The 12,461-nt window shown below is 46.8% G+C and carries 11 protein-coding genes and 2 rRNA genes (1 of these 13 cut by a window edge); all 13 read right to left on the minus strand.

Annotated elements, in window-relative coordinates:
- Positions 1–999, minus strand: a 23S ribosomal RNA gene (locus M1D90_RS21845) (it extends 1,931 nt beyond the left edge of the window).
- 170 nt (positions 1,000–1,169) lie between these two features.
- Positions 1,170–2,719: ribosomal RNA gene (locus tag M1D90_RS21850) — 16S ribosomal RNA — on the minus strand.
- Together the 16S and 23S rRNA genes form the textbook arrangement of a ribosomal RNA operon.
- A gap of 295 nt (positions 2,720–3,014) precedes the next feature.
- A complete protein-coding gene (gene lysS / locus M1D90_RS21855) occupies positions 3,015–4,514 on the minus strand; it encodes a lysine--tRNA ligase (RefSeq protein WP_146873940.1) in 1,500 nt (499 codons plus the stop codon).
- Positions 4,515–4,598: 84 nt separating this feature from the next.
- On the minus strand, positions 4,599–5,600 hold the full coding sequence (dusB, locus tag M1D90_RS21860) for a tRNA dihydrouridine synthase DusB (protein WP_020449833.1): 1,002 nt from the start codon (positions 5,598–5,600) through the stop codon (positions 4,599–4,601).
- Between the two features lie 16 nt (positions 5,601–5,616).
- Positions 5,617–5,826: a helix-turn-helix domain-containing protein gene (locus tag M1D90_RS21865; protein WP_031304995.1), complete on the minus strand. Its 210-nt coding sequence runs from the start codon at positions 5,824–5,826 to the stop codon at positions 5,617–5,619.
- Positions 5,778–6,278: a 2-amino-4-hydroxy-6-hydroxymethyldihydropteridine diphosphokinase gene (folK, locus tag M1D90_RS21870; RefSeq protein ID WP_020449832.1), complete on the minus strand. Its 501-nt coding sequence runs from the start codon at positions 6,276–6,278 to the stop codon at positions 5,778–5,780. The genes M1D90_RS21865 and folK overlap by 49 nt, the downstream gene beginning before the upstream one ends.
- The gene (gene folB, locus M1D90_RS21875; protein ID WP_023855968.1) at positions 6,275–6,637 is read right to left on the minus strand and encodes a dihydroneopterin aldolase; all 363 of its coding nucleotides are present in this window, start codon (positions 6,635–6,637) and stop codon (positions 6,275–6,277) included. The genes folK and folB overlap by 4 nt, the downstream gene beginning before the upstream one ends.
- Positions 6,630–7,487, minus strand: a complete 858-nt coding sequence (gene folP, locus M1D90_RS21880) for a dihydropteroate synthase (RefSeq protein WP_035337486.1) — start codon at positions 7,485–7,487, stop codon at positions 6,630–6,632. Before folP ends, folB begins: the two co-directional genes overlap by 8 nt.
- A gap of 5 nt (positions 7,488–7,492) precedes the next feature.
- Positions 7,493–8,362, minus strand: coding sequence for an aminodeoxychorismate lyase (gene pabC / locus M1D90_RS21885; protein ID WP_096747836.1), 870 nt, complete (start codon positions 8,360–8,362; stop codon positions 7,493–7,495).
- Positions 8,359–8,943 carry an aminodeoxychorismate/anthranilate synthase component II gene (gene pabA, locus M1D90_RS21890; RefSeq protein ID WP_020449828.1) on the minus strand — a complete coding sequence of 195 codons (585 nt, stop codon included), beginning with the start codon at positions 8,941–8,943 and terminating at the stop codon, positions 8,359–8,361. Before pabA ends, pabC begins: the two co-directional genes overlap by 4 nt.
- A complete protein-coding gene (locus tag M1D90_RS21895; protein ID WP_186439859.1) occupies positions 8,940–10,370 on the minus strand; it encodes an anthranilate synthase component I family protein in 1,431 nt (476 codons plus the stop codon). The genes pabA and M1D90_RS21895 overlap by 4 nt, the downstream gene beginning before the upstream one ends.
- 198 nt (positions 10,371–10,568) lie before the next feature.
- Positions 10,569–11,492 carry a cysteine synthase A gene (cysK, locus tag M1D90_RS21900; RefSeq protein WP_020449826.1) on the minus strand — a complete coding sequence of 308 codons (924 nt, stop codon included), beginning with the start codon at positions 11,490–11,492 and terminating at the stop codon, positions 10,569–10,571.
- Positions 11,493–11,567: 75 nt separating this feature from the next.
- Positions 11,568–12,458, minus strand: coding sequence for a peptidyl-prolyl cis-trans isomerase (locus M1D90_RS21905; RefSeq protein ID WP_026578991.1), 891 nt, complete (start codon positions 12,456–12,458; stop codon positions 11,568–11,570).
- Between the last annotated feature and the right edge of the window lie 3 nt (positions 12,459–12,461).

Raw genomic sequence — 12,461 nt, forward strand, 5'->3', positions numbered from 1 at the left:
CGCAGTCTGACTCCCAAGGATAAGTCTTTGGCATTCGGAGTTTGACTGAATTCGGTAACCCGGTAGGGGCCCCTAGTCCAATCAGTGCTCTACCTCCAAGACTCTTACCTTGAGGCTAGCCCTAAAGCTATTTCGGAGAGAACCAGCTATCTCCAGGTTCGATTGGCATTTCACCCCTACCCACACCTCATCCCCGCACTTTTCAACGTGCGTGGGTTCGGGCCTCCATTCAGTGTTACCTGAACTTCACCCTGGACATGGGTAGATCACCTGGTTTCGGGTCTACGACCACGTACTCATGCGCCCTATTCAGACTCGCTTTCGCTGCGGCTCCGTCTTTTCAAACTTAACCTTGCACGGGATCGTAACTCGCCGGTTCATTCTACAAAAGGCACGCCATCACCCGTTAACGGGCTCTGACTACTTGTAGGCACACGGTTTCAGGATCTCTTTCACTCCCCTTCCGGGGTGCTTTTCACCTTTCCCTCACGGTACTGGTTCACTATCGGTCACTAGGGAGTATTTAGCCTTGGGAGATGGTCCTCCCGGATTCCGACGGAATTTCACGTGTTCCGCCGTACTCAGGATCCACTCAGGAGAGAACGAAGTTTTGACTACAGGGCTGTTACCTCCTATGGCGGGCCTTTCCAGACCTCTTCATCTACCTCGTTCTTTTGTAACTCCGTACAGAGTGTCCTACAACCCCAAGAGGCAAGCCTCTTGGTTTGGGCTGTTCCCGTTTCGCTCGCCGCTACTCAGGGAATCGCATTTGCTTTCTCTTCCTCCGGGTACTTAGATGTTTCAGTTCCCCGGGTCTGCCTTCTCATATCCTATGAATTCAGATATGGATACTGCTCCATTACGAGCAGTGGGTTTCCCCATTCGGAAATCTCCGGATCAAAGCTTGCTTACAGCTCCCCGAAGCATATCGGTGTTCGTCCCGTCCTTCATCGGCTCCTAGTGCCAAGGCATCCACCGTGCGCCCTTTCTAACTTAACCGTTAAAAAGAATCACTACGTGATATCTTGCTTACTAATTGAATGTGATGTCTACTGTTATCTAGTTTTCAAAGAACACGCTTTGAAGGAATGATCCTTCAAAACTAAACAAGATCTAAACGCACCTGTCTATAAGACCGCAAGGTCTTATATTCCGTATAATATCCTTAGAAAGGAGGTGATCCAGCCGCACCTTCCGATACGGCTACCTTGTTACGACTTCACCCCAATCATCTGTCCCACCTTCGGCGGCTGGCTCCAAAAGGTTACCTCACCGACTTCGGGTGTTACAAACTCTCGTGGTGTGACGGGCGGTGTGTACAAGGCCCGGGAACGTATTCACCGCGGCATGCTGATCCGCGATTACTAGCGATTCCAGCTTCACGCAGTCGAGTTGCAGACTGCGATCCGAACTGAGAACAGATTTGTGGGATTGGCTTAGCCTCGCGGCTTCGCTGCCCTTTGTTCTGCCCATTGTAGCACGTGTGTAGCCCAGGTCATAAGGGGCATGATGATTTGACGTCATCCCCACCTTCCTCCGGTTTGTCACCGGCAGTCACCTTAGAGTGCCCAACTGAATGCTGGCAACTAAGATCAAGGGTTGCGCTCGTTGCGGGACTTAACCCAACATCTCACGACACGAGCTGACGACAACCATGCACCACCTGTCACTCTGCCCCCGAAGGGGAAGCCCTATCTCTAGGGTTGTCAGAGGATGTCAAGACCTGGTAAGGTTCTTCGCGTTGCTTCGAATTAAACCACATGCTCCACCGCTTGTGCGGGCCCCCGTCAATTCCTTTGAGTTTCAGTCTTGCGACCGTACTCCCCAGGCGGAGTGCTTAATGCGTTTGCTGCAGCACTAAAGGGCGGAAACCCTCTAACACTTAGCACTCATCGTTTACGGCGTGGACTACCAGGGTATCTAATCCTGTTCGCTCCCCACGCTTTCGCGCCTCAGCGTCAGTTACAGACCAGAGAGTCGCCTTCGCCACTGGTGTTCCTCCACATCTCTACGCATTTCACCGCTACACGTGGAATTCCACTCTCCTCTTCTGCACTCAAGTTCCCCAGTTTCCAATGACCCTCCCCGGTTGAGCCGGGGGCTTTCACATCAGACTTAAGAAACCGCCTGCGCGCGCTTTACGCCCAATAATTCCGGACAACGCTTGCCACCTACGTATTACCGCGGCTGCTGGCACGTAGTTAGCCGTGGCTTTCTGGTTAGGTACCGTCAAGGTACCGCCCTATTCGAACGGTACTTGTTCTTCCCTAACAACAGAGTTTTACGATCCGAAAACCTTCATCACTCACGCGGCGTTGCTCCGTCAGACTTTCGTCCATTGCGGAAGATTCCCTACTGCTGCCTCCCGTAGGAGTCTGGGCCGTGTCTCAGTCCCAGTGTGGCCGATCACCCTCTCAGGTCGGCTACGCATCGTTGCCTTGGTGAGCCGTTACCTCACCAACTAGCTAATGCGCCGCGGGTCCATCTGTAAGTGGTAGCTAAAAGCCACCTTTTATAATTGAACCATGCGGTTCAATCAAGCATCCGGTATTAGCCCCGGTTTCCCGGAGTTATCCCAGTCTTACAGGCAGGTTACCCACGTGTTACTCACCCGTCCGCCGCTAACATCAGGGAGCAAGCTCCCATCTGTCCGCTCGACTTGCATGTATTAGGCACGCCGCCAGCGTTCGTCCTGAGCCAGGATCAAACTCTCCATGAAGTTTGATAATGACTACGCACATTCGCATGTACGATTTATTTAATGAATTAACAGGTACGTTTGTCTTGTTTAGTTTTCAAAGATCATTATTAAAGCGACTTTTATATTATATCCAATCTCGGATATTAAGTCAAGAACTTTTTTTAAGTTCTTTTTTTCTTTCGCCGCCGTTTTGCGGCAACGAATAATAATATACCACCGTATTTATGATTGTGCAATACTTTTTTGAGAAAAAATTTAATTTGTTTTAAATGCGCAGCAGCCGCTTGTTACACGGCTGCTGCCCAAACGTCATTTAACGATGTCTCATTTGCGGGAATAGTAAAACGTCCCTGATTGAAGGAGAATTCGTCAAAAGCATAATCAGTCTGTCAATGCCGATTCCAAGACCGCCGGTAGGAGGCATTCCGTACTCCAGTGCTTCGACAAAGTCTTCATCCATCATATGCGCTTCATCGTTTCCTTCTTCACGTTCTTTTAATTGAGCTTCAAAGCGTTCTTTTTGGTCGATAGGATCATTTAATTCAGTAAATGCATTCGCGTGTTCACGGCCGACGATAAACAGCTCAAAACGGTCTGTAAATCGAGGGTCTTCAGGGTTTTTCTTAGCAAGCGGAGAAATCTCCACAGGGTGTCCGTATATAAAAGTAGGCTGAATCAACGTTTCTTCAACTTTTTGCTCGAAGAACTCATTAATGATATGTCCTACTGACATGCTTTCAGAAATTTCAATTCCGTGTTCTTTCGCGAATGTTCTTGCTTCTTCTACCGATACTTCTTTCCAGAAGTCTACACCGGTGGCTTCTTTAACAGCATCGACCATATGAAGTCTCTTCCATTCAGGCTTGAGGTCAACTTCATAATTTCCGTATTGAACGGTTGTAGTGCCAAGCACTTCTTGTGCAATATGAGCGATAAGGTTTTCCGTCAAGCTCATAATATCTTTATAGTCAGCATAAGCTTCGTAAAGTTCAATCATTGTAAATTCAGGATTGTGCCGTGTGGAAACTCCTTCATTTCTGAATACACGTCCGATTTCATAGACTTTTTCCAATCCGCCGACAATCAGCCTTTTCAAATGGAGCTCGATAGCGATCCTCATGTAAAGCGGCATATCAAGCGCATTATGATGCGTAATGAACGGACGGGCAGACGCTCCGCCCGGAATCGCGTGCATCGTAGGCGTCTCAACTTCTAAGTATCCGTGGTCATCTAAGTATCTTCTCATCGATTGAATGATTTTGCTGCGCGTAATAAACGTATTTTTGCTTTCCGGGTTTACGATCAAGTCCAAATAACGCTGACGGTAGCGCTGTTCGATGTCTTTTAATCCGTGATATTTGTCCGGAAGCGGACGAAGTGCTTTTGTTAATAAATCAAAGGATGTAGCTTTGACAGACAATTCGCCAACATTCGTTTTAAACATGACGCCTGTAACGCCGACAATGTCCCCGAGGTCAGAGCTTTTAAACCATTCGTACTGCTCTTCACCGACACTGTCTTTCCTGACATAGATCTGAATCTGGCCCTTTAAATCCTGAATGTGCGCGAATCCCGCTTTTCCTTTTCCACGCTTTGTCATCATCCGGCCGGCAATCGTCACTTCAATTGCTTTTTCCTCTAATTCTTCTTTTGAGAATTCATTATATGATTCAATGAGATCAGTTGATTGATGGGTGCGGTCAAAACGCTGCCCGAAAGGATCTTTCCCGTTTTCTCTCAATTGATTCATTTTATCGCGTCTGACTTGCAGCTGGTCGTTTAATTCTTCATGGTTATGCTCTTCATGACTCATCATATATCACTCCGTTACTTTTAGTCTTTCAGGAAAAAAGCAGAAAAACTGCCAGTGAAAACTGGCAGTGAGCAGAGGTCGGATTTATCCTACTTTTGCATCCTGAAGCTCTTTTGCCTCGGCTTCAATCGTAAACGCGTCTAAAAGCTGAACGAGCTCATCCCTCGTTTCGCAATGATTAATTTCATTCCGGACCTTTGCGTTTCCTCTTATGCCTTTTAGATACCAGGCTGCGTGCTTTCTCATTTCGCGAACCGCAACATTTTCGCCTTTCAGTCCGATTAATCGGTCAAGGTGAAGTTTGCAGACAGACATTTTCTCACGCACTTTCGGCTCATCTTTCAATTCGCCTGTTTCTAAATAGTGAACCGTACGGTAAATCATCCACGGGTTACCCAGCGCTGCACGGCCGATCATGACACCGTCAACCCCTGTTTCATCAAGCATGCGTTTTGCATCTTGCGGAGTTTTGACATCACCGTTTCCGATTACCGGTATTGAAACGGACTGCTTCACTTCTTTGATAATATCCCAATTTGCCGTTCCTTCGTACATTTGCACGCGGGTCCGCCCGTGAAGAGCGACCGCTTTTCCGCCTGCGCGCTCTACAGCTTTCGCATTCTCAACGGCAAAGATATGGTCTTCATCCCAGCCCATTCTCATTTTTACGGTCACCGGCTTGTCAACAGCCTCCACTACTGCAGAAACCATTTCATAAATTTTATTCGGATCAAGCAGCCATTTGGCTCCTGCATCACATTTTGTAATCTTTGGCACCGGACATCCCATGTTTATATCAATAATATCCGCAGTTGTGTTTTGGTCAACAAACCTCGCCGCTTCGACAAGCGTTTCTTTTTCGCCGCCGAAGATCTGCAGGCTGAGCGGCTTTTCACGTTCATCGATATAAAGCATTCCCATTGTTTTTGCATTATTGTAAAGGATCGCTTTATCGCTGACCATTTCGGCGCAGACCAAACCCGCTCCGAATTCCTTAACCGTCAAGCGGAAGGCGGAGTTGCAGACACCGGCCATCGGCGCAAGCACAACCCTGTTTTTTAATTCTATATCACCGATTTTAAACATTTTTAGTCCTCCTTTCTTATTCTTCTGATGGAGATAATTCCTCCACTGTTATATTTAAAGTATTGGCTACATCCCTGAGCATGCTCTCCGACGGCATACGATTCCCGCGTTCTACTTCACCAAGCACAGAAACGGATATACCCAATGCTTTTGCAAACCCTTCTTGAGTATAACCCTTCAGCTTTCGATATGCACGAATTCGTCTACCCCAGATTTCTGCTTCCATACTCTTACACCTTCTTGATTTTTCGCATGATTGACAGCTCCCTCAAGCTCGGGATAAATCTCCAGCAGCGGGATGAGCACAAACAAACGTTCATGCATTCTAGGATGAGGAACGATAAGTTGCTCTGTCTCAATATTTTCACGATTATACAACAAAATGTCAAGGTCTGCAGTTCTCGGCCCCCATCTGATGTCGCGTTTGCGGCCGAGTTCTTTTTCAATACGCTGAGTCAAATCAAGCAATTCAAACGGTGAAAGAGATGTTTTAACAGCTGCAGCCATGTTTAAAAATAGATCTTGGTCTGTATACCCGACAGGATCTGTTTCATAAATCGACGAGATGTCTGTCACCTGTACAGACGGATGTTGATGGAGGAGAGAGACAGCTTTTTTTAAATATTCTTCCCGCTGGCCGATATTCGAGCCGAGCGCTATATATGCCGAATTGTTCATTGTCGTTTCCTCGTCATCTCGATGGCCACCGATTTATAGTGTCCCGGTATAGGCGGGTCAGGCTTGACGACTTTGACCGTGCATTCCTGAACCGCTTCAAAATGCTTCAGCACTTTTGCGGCAATCGTTTCTGCGAGGGTCTCCACAAGGTTGACCGGCTCTCCCTCCACAACCTCTTTGCACAGCTTATACAAATCAGCATAATTAATGGTGGCATCAATACGATCCGTTTTTCCGGCTTCGCTTAAGTCTAGAAATGCTGTCAGATCAACGCGGAATCTTTGGCCAAGTTTGTTTTCTTCTTTGAAAACACCGTGATATCCGTAAAACTCCATGCCCTCTACATACACTTTATCGATGATAAACGCCTCCTTTATCAATCATGGCATCCATCATTTTTGCCATCCTGGAAATTTGCTTGACGTCATGCACCCTGACGATATCGCACCCTTTTTGAATACCGAGGCATACCGTCGCGCCCGTGCCTTCCGCCCTCTCCTCAGGCGGCAGATCCAGAACACGGCCGATAAATTTTTTGCGTGACGTCCCCAATAAAACCGGGTATCCGAGTTCGCTGAATTTCTCAAGCTGGTTCATGACCGCCAGATTGTCATGATACGTTTTGGCAAAGCCGATACCCGGATCAAGTACGATGTGATGATCTTGAACGCCTGCTGATTTTGCAATGCTCACACATTCCATCAAATCAGACAGCATGTCCGGGATCAAGTCCTTATAATTCCGTTCCTCGCGGTTATGCATCAAGATAATCGGCACATTATGAGCGGCCGCAACCCGGGCCATGTCAGGGTCTGCTTTTGCTCCCCAGACATCATTGATAATCGTTGCACCGGCCTTAAGGGCTTCATCCGCCACTTTTGCTTTATAAGTGTCAACAGAAATCGGCACGTCGATTTCCTGAACAAGTTTTTCAATTACAGGTATGACCCTTGACAGCTCCTCATCAAGAGAAACCTTTTCCGCCCCCGGCCTCGTTGATTCTCCTCCGATATCAAGGATATGGGCGCCGTCTTCGATCATTTGCTTTGCATGAATAACGGCGCGGTCGATGCTGTTATATTTTCCGCCGTCTGAAAAAGAATCGGGCGTCACATTTAAAATCCCCATGATCAATGTTTTATCTTCATAAGACAATGTGTATTGCTTTGCGGTCAACTTCTTTGAACGCACCGCTGTTTGAAGCGCCATATCCTTCACCCTTTAATTGAAATATAGTCTTTTGCTGCTTTTCTATCGTTAGTGTATGCCTCTTGCAGACGTTTCGACAAATTTCCATCCTTTCCCGGAAATTGAGTGCTGCCGATTCTCCGGAATGGAACGATTTCCTGAACGGAATTGGTCATCCATGCTTCGTCCGCAAAGAGAAGCTCCTTTAAAGGGTATACCCCCTGCATAACTTCGATTCCCATATCTGCAAGGCGCTCGATGACATAACGCCGGGTGACGCCGCCTAATATGCCGGTATCAAGAGAAGGTGTATACACACAACCGTCTTTTCCCCAAAAAATGTTGGAAATGATCCCTTCGGCTACAGCTCCGCCTTCGGTAAGAAAAATCCCTTCTTTGGCAGCGTCTGGTCCGAGCTCTCTTTTTCCGAACAGATTATTTAAAAAGTGATGTGATTTCAAGCGGAACGGACCTTCTGGCGTATTGCGTCGGACCTGTAAAATGACACCCTCCTTTTCAACCGGAACCGATTCAGGATGAAAAGGATTCATCATCACCATAACACCGGGTTTTTTGTATGAATCAGGAAAAAGACCTGAGTCACCGGGACCGGCAGATATATTTAACCGGACCTTGGCATCCAGATTTGGGGGCTGATTCAACTGAAGCAGCCTGTCAAGAATGGCAAGCACTTCGCTTTTTGTCAGCTCAAGCTCAATTCTCAGCTGTTCCAAAGCGTTGTTCAGTCTGTCCATATGCCAGTCTAAAAGGAAGGGCTCCCCTTCATAAAGGCGGAACGTTTCAAATACCCCGATTCCGTATAAAAAACCATGGTCAAAAGGAGAAAGTCTTGCTTCCTCCTCCTTCACATATTGACCGTTCAGGTAAATGATCATGTGTTCACTTTCTTTCGGTAAGTCTCAATAAAATTCTTCAGCATTTCTTTTCCGGAGGCAGTCATAATCGACTCCGGATGGAACTGAACGCCTTCAATAGGCAGTTCTTTATGCCTGATGGCCATAATCTCCCCTTCTTCCGTCCAAGCCGATGTCACAAAACAACCGGGCAGCGTATCCGGTTTGACGATCAACGAATGATACCTCGTGGCCGTGAGCGGATGTTCCAAGTCTTTAAAGACCGTCAACCCGTCGTGCAAGATCTCGGAAGTTTTCCCATGCATTAACCGTTCCGCCCTGACGACATCGCCTCCGAAAACCTGGGCGATCGACTGATGTCCGAGACAGACCCCGAAAATCGGTATCTTCCCGGCAAAATGGCGGATCACTTCAAGGCTGATCCCGGCCTCATCCGGACTGCAAGGACCGGGAGATATCATCAAAAAGTCAGGCGACATATCCTCTATTTCCTGAAGCGTGATCTCATCGTTCCGCTTGACGACTAACTCCTCGCCAAGCTCACCTAAATACTGAACCAAATTGTACGTAAATGAATCGTAATTGTCGATCATTAGAATCATATCTCAGCTCTCCTCTGCTCTTTTTTCTCTTCTTCACTCAACTGCAGCGCCTTTTTCATCGCCAGGGCCTTTTTAATTGACTCTTTATATTCATGCTTAGGGTTGGAATCGATGACGATTCCAGCTCCGGACTGCATGAACGCCTGGCCCGCTTTCACATATATCGTTCGGATAACGATATTAAAGTGCATATCCTGATTATATCCGAACCATCCTATAGAACCAGTATAAAGCCCCCGTCTCGTCGGCTCAAGCTCCTCTATAATTTCCATCGTTCTAACTTTCGGCGCTCCTGTAATCGTACCGCCGGGAAACACGGCATGGATGACATCCACGGCATCGCATTCGTCCCTTAGTTCCCCGCACACATTAGAGACGATATGCATGACATGGGAATACTTCTCAATCACCATGAATTCATCGACCCTGACCGAACCGTACTTGGAGACCCTGCCGAGGTCATTACGCTCTAAATCAACGAGCATCACATGTTCGGCGCGCTCTTTTTCATTCATGATCAGTTCGTTCGCGAGCGCTTCATCCTCCGCTTCATCCGCCCCGCGGGATCTCGTCCCGGCAATCGGTCTTGTCTCAAGCCTGGTGCCCTTTTTCTTAATGAGCAGTTCGGGCGACCCGCAGATGATTTGAAAATCCGGGGTTTCCAAGTAGGACATGTACGGCGAAGGGTTGATTTCTCTTAACATTTTGTATACCTCATAAGGAGGCGCAGACAGGCGCTCCGACTGGCGAACAGAAAGGTTCACCTGAAATACGTCGCCGCTTGCAATGTATTGCTTCACCTTCTCAACAGCCTGAGAAAAGCCGGCTTCTGTAAATGAAGCTGCGAATAACGGGCTTTTATTATCATTTGATTGATGACCGCCAGCGGTCTTCGGATGTTCCGTCTTCCACATTTGCTCAAGCCTGTCCAGTTTCTCTTCCGAAGCGGCCGGCGATTCTTCAACGGTGTGGGTAATCACCCAAAGCTGCTGCTGCTTATGATCATAGACGGCTATATCATCAAATACGAGAAAGAATAAATCCGGCGTTTGCAGATCATCGATAGACAGGATTTTGAATTTCTCAATATATCGGGCATAGTCATAGCTTAGAAAACCGACAGCCCCGCCCTGAAAGTCGGGAAAATCTGCAACCGTCTCCGTTTTCAGCGTTTCAAACCACTGAGAAAACTGCTGAAACGGATCCCCCTCTTTGAATATGATGTCCCCTTTGTATTGAATCGTCGTGATGCCGTCTTTCCCTTTTGCTATTGCGACAGGGTCGAGCCCGGCTATGCTGTATTCTCCGCCTCTCGCACTTTCGAGCAGAACGCGGTATTGCTTTCCTTTCGACAGGCTTTCAAATTGCTCTAAAAACCGTTGATTGGAAAATGGGAACGCTCTGGCTACAGGCCTTCGTTGTCTCATCATATCATTCCTCTGCCGTTAGTCTAATGTCCTTATTGTAATGCATATCTTTTTTCTAGGAAAAGAGAATTTCATTTCCAATATAGAAAAAAGTCCTTGAGCATGTTCACTCAAGGACACCGAACTTTTAAAAGGGCTTCGCCCGTGAAAAACAAAAGGCCGCCGACATTGTCGGCAGCCTCCCGTTTCAACTGGAGCCTATTCAAATTGATAAAGAGGCGTGCTTAAGTATCTCTCTCCGTTACTAGGAAGAACAGCGAGAACTTTTTTGCCTTTCCCAAGCTTTTTAGCGACTTGAAGAGCAGCACAGATCGCAGCACCCGAAGAAATTCCTCCGAGAATTCCTTCTTCTCTCGCCGCTTTACGGGCAAATTCAAAGGCTTCTTCGTTTTTCACTGTGATGATTTCATCGTAAATTTCCGTATTCAAGATTTTCGGAACGAATCCCGCTCCGATTCCCTGAATTTTGTGCGGACCTGGTTTTCCTCCGGAAAGAACAGGAGAATCAGTCGGTTCCACCGCGAAAATCTTGATGGACGGATTTTTTTCTTTCAGGACTTCTCCGGCACCTGTTATCGTTCCGCCGGTTCCGATACCTGCAATGAATGCATCTAAACCGTCTCCGAATTGTTCGGCGATTTCTTTTCCCGTTGTGCGGCGGTGAACTTCTGAGTTCGCAGGGTTGTTAAATTGCTGAGGCATAAAATAGCCGTGCTCCTCAGCCAGTTCTTCCGCTTTTTTAATCGCGCCTTTCATTCCTTCAGCACCCGGAGTCAGCACAAGCTCAGCTCCATATGCACGCAGAAGGTTGCGGCGCTCAGAACTCATTGTATCAGGCATAACAAGAATCGCTTTGATGCCCTTCGCTGCAGCGACCATGGCAAGTCCGATTCCCGTATTTCCGCTGGTCGGTTCAATCAGTGTATCTCCTTCTTTCAGAAGGCCTTTCTCTTCAGCATCTTCTATCATGGCAAGCGCAATCCGGTCTTTTACGCTGCTTCCAGGGTTCATATACTCCAGTTTCACATATACTTCAGCACTGTCTTCATCAACTAGTCGATTTAATTTAACGACAGGTGTATTTCCGATTAAGTCATAAACAGAGTTTGCAACGCGAACCATTTGAACACCTCAATTTCCGAGTAATTTTATTGGGATTATATCTAATTTATCAATATCAAAATATTTTGTCAATCTTTATTTTTTATCGTCATAAAACCAAGATACTTTCGCATCTTTCCAAAGTGTCTTCACCGAAGCTTTGTCGCCTAATTGATCCATCGCGATCTGCCTTCTGATTTGATTTTTCACTTCGCTGTAAGTGAAAGCTTGCCCCGGGAGCTTTTCTTTGAGCTGGATGATTGCATAGCCTTGGCTCGTTTTAATCGGTTCATCCACCCATTGATTTTCCTTTAGCTGCTCAGCTTTCTCTAAATATTCGGCCGGAATGTTTTCGTGCTGATCATTGACGAACCCGAGGTCGCCGCCGTAAGGAGAAGTATACCGGTCAGTCGAATGTTCAGCCGCGGCCGCTTCAAAGCTGGATCCTTCCTTCAGCTCTTTAAGAACTTGTTCTGCTTCGTCTTTATCTTTGACAACGATATGCTTGAGGCGATAAGAATCATCGAATTTATATAAGTCCTTATTTTTGTTATAGAATGACTTCAATTCGCTGTCAGAAATGACAATATCTTTTGTCAGGAGCTCTTCTAGAAGAATATTATGCTTGATCTGCTCTTTCCATTCTTTTTCTGTTGTGGCTTCGTCTTCGTAGAAGGAATTGTATACAGCTTTAATCAGCAGAAATTCTCTTTCAATGTCTTCATCAGACACTTTGATCTTATTTTTTTCGGCCATTTGGGTAACAACGCGGTCGTTGATCATATCTTCAAGCGTTGATTTTCCATAGCGCTCTTCCATTTCGCTCAGCCATTCTTCACGCGTGATGCCGTTTTTTCCGATATGTGCAATGACTTCTTGAGCGGACGGTGAAGAAGCAGTCTGCGATTTCGTCAAAACATACGCGATCACGATACAGTTGACAAAGATCGCACCTAAAATAATCGGCCAAAGTGTTCTTGATTTCAATAT

The organism is Bacillus sp. JZ34 (genome assembly GCF_053903205.1).